We start from the raw sequence: 22,353 nt of genomic DNA, 5'->3' as shown, positions 1-22,353 counted from the left end.
CGGAGGCGCATTCTATCGCTGATACGCATCGAATCTTCACAGGCTTCACCAAAGCATCCGCCGCGTAACTCACAGCCGAGCGGCGACGGGCCGCTGAAGGCGGCCGCGCTCGGCTGTGAGTTACGGCGGAAAGGGTATCAGCCGGAACAGGGCGGAACGAATACAGAGAGGCACGAAGGCACGGAGGCACATAGGCACGAAGGCGCGGGGGGGCGCAAAAAAAAAATGAGTGGTTGAATTGGGCTGAATTTCTTGAATGTTGCTTGCATGGGCGCGGAATCTCCGGCGCGGCGAGCGTTCAGCCAGAAGCCGTACGCCATAGGCTCGACGACAACGGCGGCTTCGCCGCTTTACTTGTTCCTATCCAGTACTCGTGCTCAGCGCTCCCTCTAAAATAGAGCAGTGGAGCAGGTGAAAAGGTGAACAGGAGAGGGCGGAAGGGGCCCGGAGCCTGGGGCTGGAGCACATTTCGTTTCGGCGTTGCCGTGCCTTCGTTAGTCAAAGGCCGATGACCCAAAGTCTTGCCTTCCCGAGACTCCGATTCTTGACACGCCGCGAAAGCAGACCCCGGCAATTCCCCCGGGGGGGTACAGAAGGACCCGTAGAATTAACCCCTAGGATGCAAACGTCGTTCCGCTCAAGGTAGGATACAGGTGTTTTTCGATCCCCAGTATGCGGGATGGTTCGGGTTCGAATTCGCTATCGGGGGAGAGCTGAGGAGCGGAGTATCCGGCAGCGCTGGGTCAATCAAGGTTGACGCAGAGATTGCCGCCCCATCTTTTCGCAGCGGAATTTGGAAATGAACCGAAGCACCGACCGGCAGATGTTGATCGGCATGGGCGCCGTGGCGGCGGTGATCGGCGTTAGTGCGCTCATCGGCTATCACAACGTCCGCCAACTTTACCTCGACGCCCATCGGGTTACCCAAACGCACGAAACATTGACGGCGCTGGACGACCTGCTCTCTACGATCAAAGAGGCGGAATCCGGGCAGCGGGGCTATCTGATTACCGGCGACGAACGCTTCCTTTCACCCTATGAACACGCCGTCGCCGTCGCCGACGCGAGAATCGAAAACATCCGGGCGTTGACCGCTGAGCACGAACGGCAGCAGGCGCGGATCCCGCGCCTGCGCGAACTCGTGAAGATGAAGCTGGATGAGCTTTCCCACACCGTCGCGCTGCGAAGAGAGCGTGATTTTGATTCGGTTCGCCAAGAGGTCCTGCAGCACCTGGACAAGCCGAAGCTGGATTCCGTTCGGGCCTTCATCGCCGAGATGCGGCAGGAGGAGCAGGATCTGCGACGGCAGCGGCAGGCGGCCAAGGAACGCGCTTATCTCGTGAGCGTCGTGGCTCGGGTGATTACCGCGGGCGTCGCGCTGGGAACGCTGCTGGTGTTTCTGTGGTTCCTGCGGCGTCATTTGCAAGATCGCCGGCAGGCGGCGGCGGACCTTCACGACCAGCGGGAGTGGTTTCGCACGACACTGGGAAGCATCGGCGACGCGGTGATTGCGACCGATACGAAGGGGCGGGTAACGTTTCTGAATCCGATCGCGGAGGAGCTCACCGGCTGGACGCAGGCGGCGGCGGCGGGCCGGCCGCTGACGGATGTCTTCCATATCGTCAACGAGGAGACGCGGGCGGTGGTCGAAGACCCGGCGGCGCGGGCGCTGCGCGAAGGATGCGTCGTCGGCCTGGCGAACCATACGATCCTGATCGCGCGGGATGGAACGGAGCGGCCCATCGACGATAGCGCCAGTCCCATCCGCAATGCTCAAGGAGAGGTGTCGGGCGTCGTACTCGTCTTCCGCGACGTGGCCGAACGGCGCCGCGCGGAACGAACGATGCGGGAGCAGGCCGCGAAGCTCAAAGAAGAGCGCGAATGGCTGCACGTGACGCTCCGCAGCATCGGCGATGCCGTCATGACGACGGATGACAGGGGGCGCGTCACTTTCCTGAATCCGATCGCCGAATCCCTGACCGGCTGGGGCGACGACGAGGCGTTGGGGCAATCGTCGGATTGTGTCTTCCACATCGTCAACGAAGAGACGCGGGAAACGGTCGAGAGCCCCATTACGCGGGTCCTTCGCGAAGGGCGGATCGTCGGGTTGGCGAACCATACGATGCTCATCGCCAAGGATGGGTCCGAGCGGCCCATCGACGACAGCGCCAGCCCGATTTGCGACGACACCGGCCGGATCGCGGGCGTCGTACTGGTCTTCCGCGATGTGACCGCCCGACGACAGGCGGACGCGGATCGCGAGCGTCTGGCGGCGATTGTGGAGGGTTCGCACGACGCCGTCATCGGCAAAGACCTCAATGGGATGGTGACGAGTTGGAATACGGGCGCGGAGCAGATTTTCGGGTACACGGCGGAGGAAATGCTGGGACGCCCGATTTCCCTCCTGGTTCCGGAGGGTCGCGCCGACGAGATGCCCCGGATTCTGGAGCGGATCAAGCGGGGCGAGGAGATCGAAAATTTCGATACGATCCGCAGGCGAAAGGACGGGACGGAAATCCTTATTTCGCTGACCTGTTCACCGATTCGCGGCTCCGGGGGCCGGATTATTGGCGTATCGAAGATCGCCCGCGATGTCACGGAGCGTAATCGCCTGTTCCAGGCGCTGGAGGATCGGTCCGACCAATTGGCGGAGGCGGACCGTCGCAAGAACGAATTCCTGGCAACGCTGTCACACGAGCTGCGCAATCCCCTGGCGGCGCTCTCCCATGCCCTGGAATTGCTGGGCCGCACCGGCCAACCGCCCGAAGTCGTCGGCGAGATGCGCCGCCTGATGGAGCGGCAGCTCGTGCAGATCGTGCGGCTGGTAGATGATCTGCTGGATGTGTCGCGCATCACCAGCGGGAAGATCTCGCTCCGCAAGGCGCGCGTCGAACTCGGCGAAGTCGTGCGCAGCGCCGTGGAGCTGTCGCGGACGTTCATCGAACAGGGGGCTCACGATCTGGAGGTTGCGCTTCCCTCCCATCCGGTCCATTTCGACGCCGACCCGGCGAGACTGGCTCAGATCCTCTCCAACCTGCTCAACAATGCCGCCAAGTACACGGACAAGGGCGGACGAATCCGGCTGAGCGCGGAGCGCATGGGCAGCGAAGTCGCGATATCGGTCCGCGACAGCGGCATCGGTATTGCTCCGGAGCATCTCCCGCGGGTGTTCGAAATGTTCTCCCAGGCCGCGCCGGCCTTGGAACGCGCTCAGGGGGGTCTGGGCGTGGGACTGGCGCTGGTCCGCGGTCTGATCGAGCTGCACGGCGGGACGGTCGAGGCCCGCAGCGCGGGGCTCGGGCACGGGAGTGAGTTTGTGGTTCACCTGCCAATTTCTGTGGGGCCGATGCCGCCGGTAAAGACTGTCGCGCGACCGGCGGAATCGGTCGCCGCGACCTCCCTCGTGTCGAAGTGCCGCATTCTCGTGGTGGACGACAATCGCGACTCGGCCTATTGGCTGCAGAAGCTGCTGCGGATCGACGGCCACGACGCCCAAATCGCCCACGACGGCGAAGAGGCCATCCAGACCGCCGAGGCGTTTCAGCCCGAGGTGGTTCTGCTCGACATCGGATTGCCGAGGATGAACGGGTACGATGCGGCCATGCACATCCGCCGCCAACCGTGGGGCGGAAAGATGGCGCTCATCGCCCTGACCGGCTGGGGGCAGGAAGACGACAAGCGCCGCGCGCGGGAAGCCGGGTTCGATCATCATTTGACCAAGCCGGTGGAACCGGCGGTCTTGAACCAGTTGCTGGCGAAGTTCTCGGCGAAGACCAGCGCATCGATGGCGGCGTCGGGCGCCGGCGTCCGGCCGATGCTCCCGGACTCGGCGGTACACCGACCGGCATAGCCGAGCGATTTGGTTTAGCGGGATGGGGCTGGACGACGGCAACGCCAGCGGGCACCCAGGCCGGATTCTTTTTTGGGCCGGAGAATAACGGAAAATAATGGAACACCTCAGCACGGAGGACACCCGCCACGGCGGGTAAACTCCGGCGCGGAGATCGGTTTTGTTTGGTGGAACAGGACGGAACAGGGCGGAACGAATACAGAGAGGCACGAAGGCACGGAGGCACATAGGCACGAAGGCGCGGGGGGCGCGAAAAAAAAATGAGTGGTTGAATTGGGCTGAAATTCATGAATTTTGGTCGCATGGGCGCGGAAACTCCGGGGCGGGGAGCCGTCAGCCAGAAGCCGTAAGCCATAGGCTCGACGACAACGGGGGCTTCGCCGCTCTTTTTGTCCGCTGCCTGTATACGTGCTCACTGCTCCCTGTAAAAAGAGGCTTGAGACTTGAGGCTACAGGCTTGAGGCGCGGAGAAGCGGAGGGCATGGAGGTACAGAGGCTTCTTGAAAGCACTTACCTCCCCTCAAGCCTCAGGTCTCAAGCCTCAGGCCTTCCTTCGGCAGTAACCGCCACCACTACTTTTAGGGAGTGAACGTCCCGGAACGCCGCCTGTTTGGGCGGCGTTCTTTTTTTGCTTTCTTTTCACGGGGCGGAGTTTGGACAGCAAAGGCGACAGAGTTGAGGGGGGAGCGGAGCGGGGAGGCACCGGGACGGGTAATTGACGTCTTGACTAACGGAATATGGGCTCGACAACAGATTTCGCATCTGCGAAGATACTCCGCTTGAAGGAGCCCGAATGATACTTGCGATCCGCGTTGGCGGGCCTCTAATTCGGGTTCCTTAGCGTTTTGGCGTACGAGCCCATCTAGGTATCAAATGCTGAGTTCGAATGAAACCTGAATACGTATTGCCAGAATTGAAGCTTGAGGCGTTCAACTGCGCAAACTGTCACGTCTATTGTCGGCAGCGTTGGTACTTTTTGAGGGCAGGAGAGCGGTCGGATGGTTTTGGGGAGCAGTTTAATGACAAGCGATTCATGGTGAGCAATTGCGAGCACTGTCAGTACCCGACGATCTGGCTCGGCGAAAAGATGATATATCCGGTGCATTCCGGTGCTGAACCTCCGAATCCGGATTTGCCACGCGACATCGTGGAAGATTATGAAGAAGCTAGATCAATTGTAGGATATTCGCCGAGAGGTGCGGCTGCTCTTTTGAGGTTGGCAATCCAAAAAATGTGCCGTCACCTTGGACAAGAAGGCAAGAATATTAACGACGATGTCAAAGCTCTAGTTGCGGCTGGACTTCCGACGAAGGTGCAACAGGCATTGGACACCGTTCGGGTGATCGGAAACGAAGCGGTACATCCTGGCACAATCGACCTTCGTGACGACAGAGCGACTGCAAACATGCTTTTTCGGCTCGTCAACTTTATTGCCAACAAAATGATCAGCGAACCTAAAGAGATCGACAACATTTATGTATCGTTACCGAAGGATAAGCTAGAGGCGATCGCAAAGCGCGACGCAAAGTGATTAAGTTCACCATTAGAGGGGAGGAGCCGGGGAGGTTTGTGTGGTCACGGGGCTCCCGTCGACGTAAGCCTGTTGTGGCGCCGACGGTTGTTGAGGAGGAGTTTCTCGCGTCCGCGCTTCCTTCATAGCTTTGGTCCTGGCATCCAGCAAATTCGCAAATCCCCTTAACCCCTCGCGCACAATTGGGGAGGGTAATTCCATTCTAAAGGCATCGAACGCTTGAACGATCATCTTGAACTCGGCGTCTTCAAACAAGCCGTTCGCCAGCAACTTCTTAATGTCTGGCTTCCGTGAGTAGTCTCCCGCTAGGGCCGCGCGCCGTCTTATAGAACGCCAGAGACGATTTCGTATCGCATTGTCGGGAGAGGCTTCGAGCCCACCATAGATGGGAATTGGACCCGGCAAAGTCATGCGCTCCCGGATTTCGTTGATCGCGCGCTGCTGCTCCTGAAGGAGAAGTAGAATTCGTTCGATGGCTTCCTGCTGATCCGGCAGCGGGACCTTTGCCGCCTTCGGCTTCGCGTCTCGCGCTCCGATTCCGTCCGTAAGCGTCGAGACAGATTTCGCAAGTTCCGGCCAGTGCATCTCAAAAACTTTCGCCAGTTCAGTCTCTTTGCGCTGGTGTTCCAAAGGCAGCAGGCTGTTAATCGTCTTTGCCAGGTGCAGGATTTTTTCCTTTTCCCAGGGTGTAACCTGAAATTGGCTGAGTGTGCCGGGAACCTCCGAGACTTTCACGACAAACGGAAGCACGATGACGGTCGAAGTATTTGGCGACTTTGAAACGGCACCTGCCTCGAAGTGAATCCAAGGGGCACGAAGATTCTCAGGGGTCAGACAGATCAGACCTGTTTGAGTTTCGGAAAGCTCTTTGCCGATAGTCTCATTCCAACGGGCACCGTCCCGTATGTCCTCCGACGAAAGGAAGGGTTGCACCGTAGGGAAAACGAGCCGTACCCACTCGCGCATCACTAGTGCGATCTGCTTGCTTGTTTCACCGGACCAAGAAATAAAGAGTTTCATGCGGCCCTCCGTCGAGAGAATGGAATTGTACGGTATGACCGCGTGGCCGCAACCTACCGCGTCATCTCGTCGACGGCTTCTCGCAGCAATCTTCCGACCTTCGAGCGCGGAGAGGCGAGCGAAGGGTAACGGTGCTGCAGGAGCCGCAGGATGACTGGCTCGGCCCGCTGGTCGAGGGCAACGGCGATCTGCTCGATGACGTCGAGCGAGAGGCCAAGCTGGTCATTCTCATACTTGGAAAGCCGGCCTTTGTCCCAATCGAGCCGGCCGGCCAAATCATCCAAGGATAGGCCGGCTTTGGTCCGGAGTTGCCTCAGGACGCTACCGGCGCCAGCGATAGTAATTCTGTCATCCATCAGGTATGTCTTCCTCCAGCGCTCCCCCCGCGCCGAGGCACATGATTGCAGTCCAGAATCTCCGGTGGATGGGCGCCCGGTCCTTCGAGGCGTCGGCGAGATCATGCTTGACCCCTTCTAGGGTCTGGATCGCCTGGCGCAGAAAGTCGGCTTGCCCTTCTTTACATTTTCCTGAATTCAATTTTTTCGTTGCGAGCTCAATGAACCGGTCCAAAAGATTCTTCATGAAAATCTCCTAGGCCGGACGGGCAGACGCCAATTGTCAACCCGTTCCTAGCCTACTCTTGGGACGTTTTGCCATGGGGTTTCTCCTTGTGCGTCCGCCAATTCATCTGATACACGTTTGCCAGGGCTCTTTCATGGGCGGCCGCAGGCGGTATTGCGGACAACCCTAGAGCAACCGACTACACGTCGGTCCATTAAGAGTGTAGTAACCGTTTCTAAAAAGTCAACCCCTCGGCGCGGCGCTGGACGCTACGGCGGCTCGGCGGGGGCCTCGCCCTCCTACACCGGCTGAGAGCCGGTGCCACAAAGGCCGGAGGAGTCCGGCGGGGAGAAGTGCGAGAAGGGATTTTCGCACCAGCAAATTAGGGGGATGGGGCAGGGTCTTCCTTCCCAGGGACTCGAAGTCCCTGGCAACCATCGCGCGCCCTCCGGGCGAAGACGCGAATGGGGCTATAAGGATGTGCCAAGCAATTCCAAGAATTGCTTCATATCAGTAGCCAGCGGCGCTTCGAGTGAGAGCGGGGTTTGTTTGATCGGGTGCGTGACCGTCAGGCGCCAGGCGTGGAGGAGTTGGCGGGTCCAGCGTGGCGTATCGTCGTCCGTCGTGCGGCCGGTGACCTGGCGCACGGAGACGTGGCGGCCGCCGTAGAAGGGGTCGCCGACGATCGGGTGACGGATGTGGGACATGTGGATGCGGAGCTGGTGGGTGCGACCCGTCTTGGGGTGGAGCTCGACGAGGCTGTAGCCGCGGATGCGCTTGATGACGCGGTAGCGGGTGATCGCGGACTTGGAGAGCTTTTTCTCGAACTTGCCGCCCAATCGCTCGGCGAAACCGGTGGCGACGTAGCGATCGTGGACGACGGGGTGCTGACCGATGGGGACGTCGATGACGTCTTCGTCGAACTCGGGCTCACCGTGGACGATGGCGATGTAAATCTTTTGCGTGGTGCGGTCTTCGAACTGCTTGGAGAGCCGCCAATGGGCCTCGTCGGTCTTGGCGATGATCATGATGCCGGTGGTGTTCTTGTCGAGGCGGTGGACGATGCCGGGGCGGAAGGGGTCGTCGGTTTTGGCGAGGGTCTGGCAGTAGAAGGCGAGGGCGTTGGCGATGGTGCCGCCCTGGGTGCGGGTGGCGGGGTGGACGATGATGCCGGCGGGCTTGTTGAGGGCGAGGACGTAGTCGTCTTCGTAGATGATGTCGAGGGGGATGTCTTCCGGGGCGACGTCGTAGATGGGCGGCGGGGGGAAGGTGATCTCGATGATGTCGCCGAATTCGACTTCGTAGCTTTTTTTCGTGGGCAGGCTGTTGACGACGATGTCGCCCTGCTTGATGAGGCGCTGGAGGGTCGTGCGCGAGACGCGGGGGAAGCGGGCCATGAGGTACTTGTCGAGGCGGCGACCGGGGAGCTTGCGGCGGATGTGGATGACGGCGCGGCGGGGTTCGCCTTCGTCGGGGGTGTCGAGGCGCTGGATGGGATCTTCGTCGATGTCGGATGTCGGATGTGGGAGGTGGGATGTGGGAGGAGCGGACGATGGCGCGGGGAGGCCGTCAAGTTGAAACTCGGCGAGGAGGTCTTCGCCTGCGGGCGCGGTGTCGTCGGCGCGGAGGACGTCGTCGTCGGTGTCGCCAAGGGGCATGGGGGGATTGTAAGGGAAGTGTGGCCCTACTTCGCGGCGAAGACGACTTCGGTGGCTTCGAGTGGGTGGGCCAGTTCGTCAGGCTTGGGAGGAAGGTCGGTCAAGAGTCGCCGGAGGTATTCGGAGAGGTAGCGGGCGACGGGCGAAGAGACCTGCTGTGCTCCGCAGCTCGGGCAAGTCCATGCGGGGACGTTTTGCATGCGCACATGGATGCCGCGAACAACCTCGTCCACGTTAGCGGGACCGTATGTCATGGGCTGTCCGCATTGATGACATTTCTTGGACATGACAAGCCAATTCTAGGTTTTGCGGGTTCGTTCGTCAATCCATTCGTCGGGGTCAGGCCGATAAACCGTAACAACGACGAGGTTGCTTGCTGGCTCAAGAAGCCAATCGCCGTAGTCAAGCACGACATGAATGAATCCGCTGGCAAGCGAAGCACATAGTAAGCACCGATGTCGGCTTTCGTCGTCTTCGATGATTTCGCCGGTGGAAAGCGCGGATTCGATTTCCTCGACGAAGATCAAGTCTTCCGCGGCTTCGATGATCGCGTGCACTGTGAAGTCGATTTCACCGACGGCGAGTTTGGCGCGAATTGCTTTTTCGGTGATCGGCATTGGGCCAGCATACCTGTCAAAACCCCGTTGCCCAAGAGTAATGTCTGTATCTGAGAATCGTGCAAATTCGAAGGCCACTCGGCGCCCCACCACGGCGGGTCTCTGATTGGTATCAGCGGGGATCGTCATGGGCGGGATTGTAAGGGAAGCGTGGCCCTCCTCCGCCCCTCCGGGGCGGAAAGATCTTAGGGAACTGTCACCACGGGTTGCGCTTCGCTCCACCCGTGGCTAAGGTCCCTTGCCCCTTCGGGGCAAAAAGGCGGCGGTTACATGTAGACGGGGAGCGGGATGCCGGAGCCGTCGGAGTGTTTGGGGGCGTCAGCTTCGAAGACGCCGGGGATGTCGGCGGCGCACTCGGGGCATTTGCCGGGCGTGGTCATGCGGTTCTCGTGTACGTAGAAGCCGGTGCGGCGGATGATCAAAGCATTGCACGACGGGCAGTAGGTGTTCTCGCGGTCGCCGACGCCGCCGTGGATGTTGCCGGGGTAGACGAAGCGGAGACCGGCGGCCTTGCCGATGTCGTAGGCGCGAAGGAGCGTGGCGGCGGGGGTGCGCTGGTTGTCCTGCATCTTGTAGTCGGGATGGAAGGCGGTGACGTGCCAGGGCATGTCGCGGGAGACGCCGGCGAGGAATTTCGCGATGCCGGTCAGCTCGGCGTCGCTGTCGTTGAAGCCGGGGACGATGAGGGTGACGATCTCGACCCAGAAGCCCATTCCCTTCAAGCGGCCGATCGTATCGAGGACGTTGGCGAGGACGCCGCCGAGTTCGCGGTAGTGCTTGTCATCGAAGCCCTTCAAGTCGACCTTGTACAAGTCCACGTAGGGCCGGATGAAGTCGAGCACTTCGGGGGTGCCGTTGCCGTTGGAGATGTAGCCGCAGACGAGGCCGCGGGCGCAGACCTCCTTGAAGACTTCGACGGCCCATTCGCTGGTGATGAGCGGCTCGTTGTAGGTGGAGACAACGACGGGCGTGCCGTTTTCGACGGCGAGGTCGGCGAGCTGCCTGGGCGAGCAGAAGCGCGGGAGGCTGACGGCCTGGTCGTCGCGAAGGGCCTGCGAGGTGACCCAGTTCTGGCAGTAGCCACAGTGGTAGTCGCAGCCGAGCATGCCAAAGGACATCGCGTCGCGGCCGGGGTAGGCGTGGTAGAACGGCTTTTTCTCGATGGGGTCGATCTGGAGACCGGCGACGTAGCCGCCGGGGACGCGGAGTTCGCCGTTTTCGTTGAAGCGGACACGGCAGACGCCGGCGCGGCCGGGCTTGATGAGGCAGCGATGACCGCAGGCGACGCAGCGGAGGGCGTCGCCCTCGGGAAAGACCAGCGCGGGGTCACCCGGGATTGTGTTTTCGGAGAGAAGCGACTTCAGCGAGGTCATCGCCGCCATACGGCAGTATAGGAGCGAAGACGATAAGGGACCTAAGGGACCAAAAGGACCCGATTACGCTTATTCTCCGCTCTCGTCGTTCTTGTCGGCTTCTTCGTCGTCATCCGCGGGCCTTTTCGCCTTTCGCGGAGGCGTGGCGTCGTCTTCTTCGGAATCGACGTCTGATTTCTTTCGCGTCGCGGGGTCCTTGTAGTTCTGCACGGCCTTGGTCATCCAGCGCTGACCGTCGAAGGTGGCGACACTGGCGGTGGATTGATAGAAATCGAGCTTGGCGGCGACGGGGCCGAGTTTCGCGAGGATGCCGGGGATGGTTTGGAAGATGCCGCGGACTTGCGGCGGCGCCTCGGCCATTCCCATGGTTGCAAAGCCCATGACCATGGAGGCGACGCCAATTCCGGCCTGCAAGTCGGCGGCGAAATTGGCCTCGTCGGCGTAGCTGATGGAATCGACGCTGCCGGATTTGGGACGGATGGCCTCGGCGGCCCAGCGCTGGTTCTTGGTGATGTTGGCGTGATCGCCGGCGGCGGTCTTGAGGCTGAGGTTGACGGTCTTGGCGGAGGAGCCGAGGATCAGGTAGCCCTCGGCGCAGCCCCAGACCGGCGGGCTCATGCCGCCCATCATCATCATCATGGGGTGGGAGACCTGGGTGAAGTTGCGGCCGCCGGCGACCTTGACGGACGAGAGCATCAGCGCGTTCTTCTCGCCCATTTCCTCGTTGATTTTCTTGAAGAGGCCGGAGAGGGCCTTGCTCATCTTCTTTTCGTTGGAAACCTTGAACATGAGCAGCCAGTCATTTCCCATGGCGAAGGAGATCATGGGTCCTTCGAGATTGTTGATGACGTCGTTCTCGAGATCGATCTCCAGCTCCTCCGCTTGGACACGAGCAAACGCCTCGAAGGCCTCCTTCCCGCCGGGGAGATGGGTCTCGGCGAAGTCGCGGATGTAGGCGTATAGGGCCTTGAAGTTAATACCGGAGGTAACGCTGAAGTTGGCGGCTTCCTGGGGGATGAAGGCGGCGAAGTCTTCGGGGTTCTTGCCGCCGGCGAGGACGTCGTAAAGAGGCTTGTTCTTGGCATCCACCTTGAGCTTGGCGACGCTTTCGGAGAAGACGCGATAGCCGTCGGTATATTCGACGCTGGCGACGTAGTCGAAGATGGAAATGTCGTCGAGAACCTTGGAGAGGGCGGCGACGGCGGCCTTGGCTTCATGGGCTTCGGCGTCCGCTTCTTCGGGCTTCTCGCCGTCCTTTTCCGCCGGGGGTTCGTCCTTCATTTCGGCGGCGCCCGCCATCATCTTGATCATTCCGCCGACGCGGGTGAACAGCAGCGAGGGGTCGAAGAAGACGAGCGTATCCTCGGCGGGCGGGAGTTGGTCGAAGGCTTTCTTGAAGCGGTCCGATTGGGCCAAGCCCTTTTTGCCGGCCGAGCCCTGGAGCAACATCATCGCCTCGTTGAGCATCGTCGGCCCGCCGAAGGAGAGGGCGATGACATCCTTGTAGCTGGCGAGGGAGAGGACCATGCCGGCCAGGTCGCGATGGGCCAGGGTGGCGATGGTGACGCCGTCTTCGTTGGTCTCGGTGATCGTAAGAACCCCTTCGCCGTAGTCGGCCTCGACGAGCTTGACGAACTCGGCCAGCAGGGCCTTCAGGGCGGCGTAGTTGGCGGGGGCGCTTTCCACGTCCATCCGACCCAACAGGAGGCCTTCGTAGGGAGAGCCGTGGCGGATGGGCGTGATGAAGCGACCGGCGTAGAGCATTTCCTTGTTGAAGAGTTTGCTCCACTCGACTTTCATGCTGAGCTTGTAGAAGCGCTCGTGAAGCTCCTCGATCATGTCGAGTTTTTCTTCGCTGAGTGAGTCGGTGAACATTTCCCAGACGTCGTGGAGGATGCCGCTTTCCATGAAGGCGACGTGGACGTCGGCCCAGTATTCGTCGAGAAATTTGCGCTCGGGATTGGCCTTGGCGGCGACGGTGATAAAGGCGTCGGAAGGCACGGCCTTGAGCAGGGGGAATTCGGAGAGGTTGGTCTGGGCTAACGTCGGCGCGGCCGGCGCCGCGAGGATCGTGACAAGAAGAACACCGAAGATCGATTTTCGAACCATTACTGGAACCTCCACACCCCGGCGCGCCGGGGTCGAATAGCGTGCCCCAAGAATCACGGCGAGGTGGCGACGGCAAACGATCGGACGCCCGATCTGACCACAACCACGCGGGATCGGGTGAGTAGGATAACGGCGAATGGGGAGGAAGTTCACGCGCGGCAATAAGGGCCGCCCCGTGGGCGTTTTTCGTCATAGGGGCAAGGCCGCCGACTCGGTTCGAGTGGAAACGGCGGCCCTCGCCAATGGGTTCAACAAGGTTCAATAACAGGAGCATGAATATGTTGATACGAGCAGCAATTGTCGCGACGGTGTTGGCGGGGCTGGGTATGGTCGATCGGGCGCTGGGTGCGGAGTCTGAAGCGCCGCCGCCGCGAGAAGGGGCGTTTGAGCGATTGGATCAGAATCACGACGGCGTGATCCAGCGGGAGGAATTTGAACAGGCGCGCGGCCGACGCGATGGACAGCGACGGCAGGAGCTCGGAGATCGAGGTCCGCGCGGTGATCGCGGACGGCGCGGCCCGCGTGGCGGTGACGGGCCGCGCGGCATTTTCCGGGATGGCGGACCGTTCGAGCGGCAGATTGACGAGGCGATCGACCGCGCGATGAAACGCGCCGAGGGCGATCCGGAGAAACTTCGGCGCGCGCTTCACGACGAACTTAGTCAGGAGCTACGAAAGGGTCGCGGGCGCGCGGGACAGGCGGACGCACCGCTGAGCGCTCCGGAAGCTGAGCGATGGGACCACCGCCGTGGAGCGCCGCCGGACGATGCGCGGCCCGGTGAAAGGGCGCGCGGGTTTGGCGAGCGCCGCCGGTTTCCGGGAGGGCCGCCGCGCGGCAATCCGGAAGAACGCGCCAAGAGAATCATGGACCGGTTCGACGGGAACGACGACGGCGTTCTGTCCGCGGAGGAGTTGGAGGGCCGGCGAGCGGAGCGCTGGTTGCGGGCGGATGCGGACGGCGATGGTCGCGTCGACCAGGCGGAGTTATTGACGATGCTGCATAAAGTCGGTGAGGGGGAGGGTCGCATCGGTCGCCGCGGACCGAAGGAGCCGGACGCTCCGCCGCCTCCGCCCGGCGAATAATTGACTGCCTTGGAAAACCCGATCGTAGGGGCTCGCGGCGGTCACAGAATGAGCCGTCCGCCGTTATCATGGGCGGATGCTTCGCGCGATTATCTTCGATTGCGATGGCGTGATTGCGGACACCGAGCCGCTTCACTATCGGGCGTTTTGCCGGGTGCTGGAGGGCGTGGTACCAGTGCCGACGGAGCAGGCGTATTTCCAAAAATACGTGGGGCTGACCGACGCGGCGTATGTGAAGACGCTGTTTGAGGAAGCGGGGCGACCGCTGGAGCCCGAGCGGTTGGGGGAGTTGGTGCTCGCGAAGAAGGGCCTTTATCGGGAGATGATCGAGGGGGAGCTGCCGCTGCTGCCGGGGGTTGAGGAGTTTATCCGGCGTGCGGCGGGGCGCTGGGCGCTGGGGATTTGCAGCGGGGCGTTGCGCGAGGAGATTGAGTTTCTCCTTCGACCGCGCGGGCTGCTGCCGCTCTTCAGCGTCATCGTTTCGGCCGAGAGCGTGCCCACGTCCAAGCCCGACCCGACCGGCTTCAAGCTGGCGTGCCGATTGCTGGCGGAGAAATCGCCGGGGCTACAGCCGAACGAGTGCCTGGCCGTTGAGGACAGCCGGCATGGCGTAACCGCGGCGAAGGCGGCGGGGATGAAGGTGCTGGCGGTCGGGGCGATGGCGCAATCGTGGCGGCCGTCATCTGCGGATGCGACGGTGGCCGATCTCACGCGCGTCGATGATCAAATGCTGGCGGCACTTTTTTTGTAGACTTCGTTAAGTTTGAGCGAGCAGGATCGCCGCAATGCGCTCTCCTGCTTGGCCGTCGGTCAGGGGACTCTTGGTTGCGATGCGCGGGGGCGCGGAGAGGATTTGCGGCAGGGCCGCGCGCATCGCCTCCGACGTCGGCGGAACGAGGGTGTTCGTGCCGGTCTCGACGGTGTAGGGGCGCTCCGTCGATTCGCGGAGGGTTGCGCAGGGGACGCCGAGGATTGTCGTTTCTTCCTGAATGCCGCCGGAGTCGGTAATGACGAGCTTGGCCGACGCCATGAGGCCGAGGAAGTCGAGATAGCCGAGCGGATCGATCAGTCGAAGACCGCTCATCCGCGCGACGCGATCGCTCAGGCCGAACTCGGCGATGCGGCCGCGGGTCCGTGGATGAACGGGAAAGAGGACGGGAATTCGCGCGGTGACGTCCGACAGGCCGTCGAGGATACCCGCCAGGATGTTCGGGTCGTCGACGTTTCCAGCGCGGTGGAGCGTGAGCAGCGCGTAACCACCGGGGGTCAACCCCAGATTGGCGAGCATCGGTGTCTGGCGGGCGCGGGGCAAATAGCGCAGGAGCGTATCCGCCATCGTGTCGCCGACGAGATGGCATTGCGCCGCGTCGATTCCTTCGGCGGCGAGATTGGTCATACCCGCCGGCTCGGTGACGAACAGAAGTTGGCTGAGCCGGTCGGTCAGGACACGGTTGATCTCCTCGGGCATGGAGCGGTCGAAGCTGCGCAGGCCCGCCTCGACGTGGGCGATGGGCACGTTGAGTTTCGCGGCGACGAGGGCGCAGGCGATGGTGGAGTTGACGTCGCCGACGACAATGAGCCAGTCGGGGCGGTGCTGGACGACCAGTGGTTCAAAACGTTGCATGATGTCGGCGGTCTGGCGGCCGTGGGAACCTTCGCCACAGCCAAGATTGACATCCGGCTCAGGCAAGCCGAGGTCGACGAAGAACGCCCGAGACATATTGGCGTCGTAATGCTGACCGGTGTGGACGAGGAGGCGATCGATGTGACCGGTCGCGTCGAAGGCCGAGACGAGCGAGGCGATCTTCATGAAGTTGGGTCGGGCGCCGCAGGCGAGCAGGCACTTGAGGCGTGAGGGGTTGGGCACAAGGGGCTCCGCAAGTACAGGCTCTGCAGGGTTCTATCGGCCCAGTTCTTCCTTCTTCGTCGTCGGTTCGGGGGGAGGCGGCGGCAGGCCCAGCTTCTTGCGGATGATCTCGTACGAGCCGCGGTACATCTGGCCCCCGACCTCGTCCGCAAGCTTTTCGACGATCTGGGGGAAAGTAAAGGCGATTTTCATCCGGTCGGACACCACGCTTTTTTGATAAGCGTCGTACACCTGTTTGGCCCGCGCCAGGTACCGCACCGCCTCTTCGTCTTCCCCATAGGCATACTGAAGCATTCCGCGGCGGATCAGCGCCTCGACGCGGGCCGTGGTGGTGCGGATATCGGCGATGTCGCGATCGAATTTGGTTTGCTCGTAGAGGAAACCATCGAGGCCCTTGGCGTACATGGGGTCGGGGTACGTCTCCTTTAGCCAGTCGAAATAGTGTTTGGCCTCGTCGTTCATCCCCAGTTCGTGGTAGCGGAGAATGGCGCTGCGGACGAAACCGATGAAGCCGGACACAAAATTGATGGAGACCGGGCTTTTCTGCTCCTCTTCCTTCAGATATTGCGCGGAGTCGCGGACGAAGGCGTCGAAGAGAACGGGAACAAAGCGGATATCCGGGGCGAGCAGCGGCGGTTCGCCGAGCTTGGCATCCTTGCTCATCGCCAGCCGGCCGCGGTGGAACATCTTCTGCAGGCAGAAAAACTCGATGCGGTTGGTATTCAGCTTGTGTACGTCGAAATTGGTACGGGTGTCGATGCCTTTTTCCATGCCGAGATTGGCCCAATACAGCGCGTGGGATTCGGCAAGCCGAAAGTCCAGGCGTATTCCGAGCGCTTTTTCTATGGACACGATTCTCGCGGGATCGAGCTTGACCTCGTTTCGCAGCCGATAGGCCCGCCAAAAAATCTCGATCGCCTGGCGCGCCTCCTGTGTCGCGGGCTCGGACATGAACGCCCGCAGGGCGGCGAGTCGGTTTTCTTCCTCGCCGGGTTTGGCATCGGGAACCTGAATGGTTCCCTCCCGGAGACCGGTAAGAAGGTTGAGATAGACTCCGTCGGCGGCCGCGTCGAAACCGAACGTCTTGAGCCTGGCGACGAAATCGGCCACGCCGGGCGTTTGGAGTAACTCTTCGATGGTCTGCGGCGCGTCGACCAGAGTCTGGAAATCATATTCGCGGTAGTAGTCGCCTTCGACCTGCCCTGGCCTGACGAACCCGTCGGGCACGGGACCGAGGATGTCCTCCATCTGCAGGGCGAACTGGAGCTTGTAGTAGGAGTGCCACTCGTCCATGAAGTCGCCGACTTTGTGGAAGAGGATCCAGGCCAGTTCGCGGTAGAGCTGCGTGTTGTTGGGGTTGAGGGGGATTCCCCGGTCGCGGATGAGTTCGTAGCCGTTCTTGACCCAGCGCCAGCGCTCCTCGGGGCTTTTGAGGGTGACGGAGATGTTGTAGGACATGTTCCAGCCCTGAAAAGCCCAGACGCTGGCGAACTTGGGCTGGAGTTCACAGATCATCTCGGAAAGCTGGTAGGCGTCGAAAAAGCGGCCTTCCTCCTTGAGCTGGGTGGCGCGAAGCCAGAGGTAATCGACCAGGGGAGCGCGGCCGAGGGCCAGGAGCGGCGAAAGGAACATCGAGGGCCGGACCGTCTCCGGGAGGGGGGGCATGATGAGCTGGTGCTTCTTACGGAGGGCGTCGAGCGGCCCGACCTGCGCCCCGGCGGCAACCAGGAGGCCGAGGGAAAGGAGGGCGGCGAGCCATTTTCGGGAGGAGGGTCGCATGGCGGGGATTATAACCAGGGTCCGATTTTGCGTTCGTGGGGGCTCGGGCGCCTCGAACCACTATTTTCATACGAATCCAGCGGCTCAAGAGTTTTTTCTTTCCCGGGCGTGACAGAAATGGGGGCTTCCGGCTCCAGTAGGTATGGACAGTTACCTGCAAGACAACGAGCCGCGACGGACACATGCGTGTCGGCGGCTTCGAGAAGCAGGCCATACGAGAAGGAGTTGGATCATGGTCGCCACGATTTACGAAGTGCTGTTTGCCCTCGCGTTCGAAGCTGCCAAGTTGGTCGGCGACGGCCTCTGGCCGGTCATTCCTCCGGTCTAATGCCGCAACCGGCTGGATTGACCGAGGACCGAATCAAAAAAAGGGCCGCCCATGAGGCGGCCTTTTTTGTTGCGCGGATTTTCATCCGCTGACCGGGTCAGGACGATGCGAAAAAAAATTGATTCCTCGCGTGACAGAAACCGTCCGCTTCGGCTCAAGTAGGTATGGATACAGACCTGCAAGACAATCGAGCCGCGAACGGACACATGTGTGTCGGCGGCCTGAAGACGCAGGCCAAACGATTAGGAGAAAGTCATGGCGATTTATGAATTTCTGTGGTTGGCGTTGATCGAAATCACGAAGAGCGGCTTGTGGCCCGTGATCGACCCGGTGGTCCTCCCCTAACCCCTCGAAAGCGAAACGAAAACAAAAAGGCCGTCCCGAAGAATCGGGCGGCCTTTTTTATTGGGGAGGCGGAGTCGTCTCGCGGGGAGGTTGGGGCAACCATCGGGGCACTTGTCGACAATACTCGGCGTATGACTCGCCAAACCGGGTGGCCAGTCGCGGCTCCTCAATCCGCGTCACCTGATAGTGTGCGAAGGCCACGCCCAGCACGAAAAGGACGATCAACCCGAGGGATGCGAAAAAGATCACCTCTCCCAGAAAAGCGACCAGGAGCGTAATGACGACGGGATTGCGGACCCAGCGATAAGGGCCGGTGGCGACGAAGACCTTGGGCGGATCGAACTCCACGTGCGGCCCGCGGCCGTGATAAATCAGCCAGATCGAGCAATACAGGTAGGCCGCGAGGCCGATGGTGAAAACGGCGATACCGAGCAGAGTTCGAAAGCCGGTCCAATACGCCTGGATGATGAATCGAGCGGGGATGGAGGTCAGGATCCATTCGCCGAGCAGATAAAAAACAGATGGAACGACGGCAAGAATGACCAACAGGAAGCCGGCTGTGTAGATCGTGCTTCGCAGGGCGAACGGGCGTTCGGGCGGGGGGTTGAGAGGCGTGGGTCCGTCTACCATCGCACGGCGAAGCCGGCCGTCATCCACTTGCTCGACTCCACGGCGTGGACGATGGCGAGTTGACCGGACTTCAGTTCGCCCGAGCGGATCATTTCGTCGAGGTGGAGCAGAGTGGCCGCGCCGCCGCAGTAGCCGATCTTGGCGCTGCGGAATTTGATCTTGTCGCGGGTGATGCTCAGGCGATCGAGGAAGGCCGGGATGTGGTCTTCGTAAAGCTGGAGCGTGGGGATGGAGACGACGTAATGATCGACGCTGCCGGGCTCGATCTTGAGCTGGCCGGTGAAGTTGCACAGCCCCTGAAGCAGGAGCGGCGCGGCATTGTCATTCACCGCGGAGAAGTCCTGCCACAAGTGGTGCATGCCGTCGGCGTAAAGCTGGGGGATCTGGTGCGCGGCCGGCATGAGATCGGCGGCGGCACCCCCGGCAATCATGCCCGCGGGCCGGCCGGCGCCGACGGATTCCACGAAGGTACCAATGATCTCGTGGCCCGGGCTGCCGTTCTGATTCGCCTGTAGAACGAGGGCGCCGGCGCCATCGGCCAGGATCCAGCGAAGCGCCGCATGGACCTTGTCCATCTTGGGCTGGTTGTAATAGCAGCTTCGCAGATAGATGGACGAAAGCTGGCTGTAGGCGACGAGGGCCGTTCGATAGCGCCCTGAGCGAAGCGCGTCGTAGGCGACTTGCACGCCCTTGCCCACGCCGGTGCAGTTGGAGTGAATCTCCATTTCGGCGCAACTTTGGATGCCCAATCGTTCCTGAAGCAGGGCGCTGGTCGGCGGCGTGCTTTGATCGTAGGACGGACAGGAGATGATCAGCAGATCAATCTGCTGCGGCTCGATCTTGGCCATTTCCAGGGCGTTGCGCGCGGCCTTTTCGGCCATGCTGCTGAAGTTGTAGGTCATGTCCCCCGTTTCGGGGTCGACGGCAAAGTGGCGCGTCAGGACGCCGCCGCGATCGAGCATCTTCTTGCCGAGGTTTTCGACGAAGCTGCGGACTTTTTGCGGCGCGTCGTTCAGCGGGCCGAGGACGGACTCCAGCCTTTCGTTGGGCACTGGCGGACCCGGAAGGAAACTCCCGGTCCCGGCGATTCGTACAGGTAACAAAGACATAGCACTCCTAGTCGATACTCTCGCCTGGCTGGTCGTCTACAGGAGAGCAACCGCGTCCTTTTACGCGTGAGCGCGCCGGACGGCAAGCCGAGTATATTAGCAAAAGCCGCGCCACAAAGGCAGCCGCTTTGTTTACCCGAAAACCGGGAGGGTCACAACCCTGGTGGCCCCCTCGGCGGACAAGAAGGGGCAGGAGAGGGTATTCGGGTGAATCCATAAGCTTATGTTGGCAATACATTTGTCTCGCCAACGACGGCTCATTGCAGGGAACTCAAATTGGACAAAACTTTCACAAACCCGCCGTTTTCGTGGGGAATTGCACCTTCGCAAGTATCCCTGGATAGATGAGATTATAGGCCATGCAAATCTCCTGGTCGCCAATTTTGCTGCGTTTGGCCGGATCTTTTCGAACCGCCAAGGCCACAAGGCTGGACAAGAAGACGCTCTGGGTAAAAGTTACCCATCTTAATATCGTCGGATGGGGCGAAGCCGCCCCAATGGACACGTATGGTCAGACTCTGGAGTCGGCGGAAAAGGCCCTATTGGCGATGTCCGGAGTCCTGTCCGAGCGGCCTTTTTCCTCCATTGGCGAGTCCATAGATCGGTTGGTGGAGGGTTTCGGCGACCAGATGGCGACCGTCGCAGCGGTGGATGCGGCGCTGCACGATTGGGCCGGGAAGCAGGCCGGTGTTCCGGCTTTTCAATTGCTGGGCTGCCAGCCGACCGGCCCGTTTACGACGTCCTTTACGATCGGGCTCGATGAACCCCAGGCGGTGGTTGAGCGCGTGCGGTGCGCGGAGGCGTACCCGATTCTCAAGCTGAAGCTGGGTGGTCCGAACGATGAGGAGATCGTCGCACGGGTGCGCGAATCAGTCCCGTCCAAGACGATCCGTGTCGATGCGAACACGGCGTGGACGGTGGATCACGCGCTCGACATGCTCCCGCGCCTGGCGAAGTACGGCGTCGAGTTCGTCGAACAGCCGCTACCCGCGGGCGATATCGAAGGGCTTCGGCGGCTGAAGGAGGCCGGCATCCTGCCGATCGTGGCGGATGAAAGCTGCGTGCGGCCGGACGACGTGCCGAAGGTAGCCGGCTGCGTCGATGGCATCAACATCAAGCTCAGCAAGTGCGGCGGCATCCGCGAGGCGCTGAAGATGATCCGCCTGGCCCGCGCCCACGGTCTCGAGGTCATGCTTGGCTGCATGATCGAAAGCTCGCTGGGCATCTCCGCGGCCCTGCAACTGGCCCCGCTGGCCGACTGGCTGGACCTCGACGGTCACCTGCTGTTGGCTCACGATCCGTTTACTGGAATCGGCGGAGCGGGCGGGCGGTTGACGTTGAGCAATCGGCCGGGTCTGGGCGTTGAGTCAAATGACCTCGCCGAGTCTCGCAATTCGATCTAGTATTGGAGCCCCGAGGATTTGCTTATGGTCGAGATACTCGTTCCATCGCGCCCCCACTAAAGCGCCTAGACTTCCACGGACGCTTCAGATTTGATAGAATGGGCGGGCGAATCTCAACATTCGTGGTTCCAGGTACCGTTCAAGGGGTGAGAAATGCAATGGGGTATTTTGGCTTTGAATTCACTATTGAGTGTAGGGGGTGTCTCATCCGATCCGAGAATCACTGAGGAGTCGATCTTCTGGGGCAACAGAAACATCATTCAAACCTCAGATATTGCTGGAGGCAACATCGAAACAATCGTATCTACAGGTTTGAATACTCCTGCGGACATCGAGGTTGATCCGTTGGCATTGAAAATATATTGGTCGGACCTTGGAAATCGCCGAATCAAACGCGCCAACTTCGACGGTTCCAACATAGAGGAACTGGTTCCGATCGGAATCATAACGGGCCCCATTGGCTTGGCATTGGACGTTGGAAGAGAAAAGATGTACTGGGCTGACCGCGGTGGCAGTCGGATTCAACGGGCTAATCTAGACGGTTCAAGTATTGAAACCATAGTCGACGCGTCAAGCATTGGAGGAACATATCGCGTTTGCCTCGATCCGGATCGCGAGCATATCTATTGGACTACGAATGGATCAACGAGCGGACGCGTATGGCGCGCCAATCTGGAAGGGGACGAAGTCACGTTGATTACGCAAATCGATCGCGGCGTCACAGGTCTGGCCCTGGACTTGGAGAACGACCGAATGTTTATTGGAGACGATTTCAGCAACGTTTGGTCAACGGGCTTGGATGGGTCGAATTCACGTGTTGAATTTCAACTGCCCGAATCATCGAGAGTCCTCGACATCGAATGGGAGTCGTCATTGAACTACATGTACATCGCTGATAATTCAGCAACGAGAATCTGGCGAGCGCGGTCCGACGGCTCTGAGCTTTCCGCGATTGTCGATCTTGCCGATCCGCCTCCCTGGAATCTACTCGGGTTAGCGGTCTATGTACCTGAGCCTGCCCCAGTGATCGTCGTTGTGCTTATGCTATTCTGGCGTCATACGTTTAACAGACGAATCAATTGAAAACTCAG

The 22,353-nt window shown here is 60.9% G+C and carries 18 protein-coding genes; 6 read left to right on the top strand and 12 right to left on the bottom strand.

Features of this window, described 5'->3' with window-relative positions; translation table 11 throughout:
* Positions 1–799 precede the first annotated feature (799 nt).
* Together VJZ71_01930 and VJZ71_01925 are read left to right on the top strand one after the other, a co-directional pair.
* Complete coding sequence (locus tag VJZ71_01930; GenBank protein ID HKQ46809.1) at positions 800–3,850, top strand: PAS domain S-box protein; 3,051 nt, start codon at positions 800–802, stop codon at positions 3,848–3,850.
* Positions 3,851–4,736: 886 nt separating this feature from the next.
* On the top strand, positions 4,737–5,381 hold the full coding sequence (locus VJZ71_01925; protein ID HKQ46808.1) for a DUF4145 domain-containing protein: 645 nt from the start codon (positions 4,737–4,739) through the stop codon (positions 5,379–5,381).
* 12 nt (positions 5,382–5,393) lie between these two features.
* On the opposite strand, the gene VJZ71_01920 is transcribed toward VJZ71_01925, so the two are convergent.
* From VJZ71_01920 to VJZ71_01885, 8 genes are all read right to left on the bottom strand, one after another.
* The gene (locus tag VJZ71_01920; GenBank protein HKQ46807.1) at positions 5,394–6,401 is read right to left on the bottom strand and encodes a toll/interleukin-1 receptor domain-containing protein; all 1,008 of its coding nucleotides are present in this window, start codon (positions 6,399–6,401) and stop codon (positions 5,394–5,396) included.
* A 53-nt stretch (positions 6,402–6,454) separates the two neighbouring features.
* Entirely contained in the window at positions 6,455–6,757 is a 303-nt protein-coding gene (locus VJZ71_01915) for a helix-turn-helix transcriptional regulator (protein HKQ46806.1), read from the bottom strand.
* Positions 6,750–6,983: a hypothetical protein gene (locus VJZ71_01910; GenBank protein HKQ46805.1), complete on the bottom strand. Its 234-nt coding sequence runs from the start codon at positions 6,981–6,983 to the stop codon at positions 6,750–6,752. Before VJZ71_01910 ends, VJZ71_01915 begins: the two co-directional genes overlap by 8 nt.
* A gap of 449 nt (positions 6,984–7,432) precedes the next feature.
* On the bottom strand, positions 7,433–8,620 hold the full coding sequence (locus tag VJZ71_01905) for an RluA family pseudouridine synthase (GenBank protein HKQ46804.1): 1,188 nt from the start codon (positions 8,618–8,620) through the stop codon (positions 7,433–7,435).
* Between the two features lie 26 nt (positions 8,621–8,646).
* On the bottom strand, positions 8,647–8,907 hold the full coding sequence (locus VJZ71_01900; GenBank protein HKQ46803.1) for a YgiT-type zinc finger protein: 261 nt from the start codon (positions 8,905–8,907) through the stop codon (positions 8,647–8,649).
* A gap of 12 nt (positions 8,908–8,919) precedes the next feature.
* The gene (locus VJZ71_01895) at positions 8,920–9,366 is read right to left on the bottom strand and encodes a DUF4258 domain-containing protein (protein ID HKQ46802.1); all 447 of its coding nucleotides are present in this window, start codon (positions 9,364–9,366) and stop codon (positions 8,920–8,922) included.
* A gap of 137 nt (positions 9,367–9,503) precedes the next feature.
* Positions 9,504–10,610: an AmmeMemoRadiSam system radical SAM enzyme gene (gene amrS, locus VJZ71_01890; GenBank protein ID HKQ46801.1), complete on the bottom strand. Its 1,107-nt coding sequence runs from the start codon at positions 10,608–10,610 to the stop codon at positions 9,504–9,506.
* A gap of 69 nt (positions 10,611–10,679) precedes the next feature.
* Positions 10,680–12,719 carry a hypothetical protein gene (locus VJZ71_01885; GenBank protein HKQ46800.1) on the bottom strand — a complete coding sequence of 680 codons (2,040 nt, stop codon included), beginning with the start codon at positions 12,717–12,719 and terminating at the stop codon, positions 10,680–10,682.
* A gap of 278 nt (positions 12,720–12,997) precedes the next feature.
* On the opposite strand from VJZ71_01885, the gene VJZ71_01880 reads away from it, so the two are divergent.
* Both VJZ71_01880 and VJZ71_01875 read left to right on the top strand, forming a co-directional pair.
* Entirely contained in the window at positions 12,998–13,801 is an 804-nt protein-coding gene (locus VJZ71_01880; protein HKQ46799.1) for a hypothetical protein, read from the top strand.
* A 76-nt stretch (positions 13,802–13,877) separates the two neighbouring features.
* Positions 13,878–14,552, top strand: a complete 675-nt coding sequence (locus tag VJZ71_01875) for an HAD family phosphatase (GenBank protein ID HKQ46798.1) — start codon at positions 13,878–13,880, stop codon at positions 14,550–14,552.
* Between the two features lie 6 nt (positions 14,553–14,558).
* On the opposite strand, the gene wecB is transcribed toward VJZ71_01875, so the two are convergent.
* From wecB to VJZ71_01855, 4 genes are all read right to left on the bottom strand, one after another.
* Positions 14,559–15,668 (bottom strand): UDP-N-acetylglucosamine 2-epimerase (non-hydrolyzing), encoded by a 1,110-nt coding sequence (gene wecB / locus VJZ71_01870; GenBank protein HKQ46797.1) that lies wholly within the window; start codon positions 15,666–15,668, stop codon positions 14,559–14,561.
* Between the two features lie 33 nt (positions 15,669–15,701).
* Positions 15,702–17,447, bottom strand: coding sequence for a hypothetical protein (locus VJZ71_01865; GenBank protein HKQ46796.1), 1,746 nt, complete (start codon positions 17,445–17,447; stop codon positions 15,702–15,704).
* 730 nt (positions 17,448–18,177) lie between these two features.
* Positions 18,178–18,777 carry an isoprenylcysteine carboxylmethyltransferase family protein gene (locus tag VJZ71_01860; protein HKQ46795.1) on the bottom strand — a complete coding sequence of 200 codons (600 nt, stop codon included), beginning with the start codon at positions 18,775–18,777 and terminating at the stop codon, positions 18,178–18,180.
* Positions 18,744–19,802, bottom strand: a complete 1,059-nt coding sequence (locus tag VJZ71_01855; protein ID HKQ46794.1) for a 3-oxoacyl-ACP synthase III family protein — start codon at positions 19,800–19,802, stop codon at positions 18,744–18,746. Before VJZ71_01855 ends, VJZ71_01860 begins: the two co-directional genes overlap by 34 nt.
* Before the next feature lie 416 nt (positions 19,803–20,218).
* On the opposite strand from VJZ71_01855, the gene VJZ71_01850 reads away from it, so the two are divergent.
* Both VJZ71_01850 and VJZ71_01845 read left to right on the top strand, forming a co-directional pair.
* Entirely contained in the window at positions 20,219–21,262 is a 1,044-nt protein-coding gene (locus VJZ71_01850; protein HKQ46793.1) for a dipeptide epimerase, read from the top strand.
* 153 nt (positions 21,263–21,415) lie between these two features.
* A complete protein-coding gene (locus VJZ71_01845) occupies positions 21,416–22,345 on the top strand; it encodes a hypothetical protein (GenBank protein HKQ46792.1) in 930 nt (309 codons plus the stop codon).
* The last annotated feature ends 8 nt before the right edge of the window (positions 22,346–22,353 follow it).

Source organism: Phycisphaerae bacterium (assembly GCA_035275405.1).
GTDB lineage: Bacteria > Planctomycetota > Phycisphaerae > UBA1845 > UTPLA1 > DATEMU01.
This window is presented reverse-complemented; position numbering and strand designations above follow the sequence as displayed.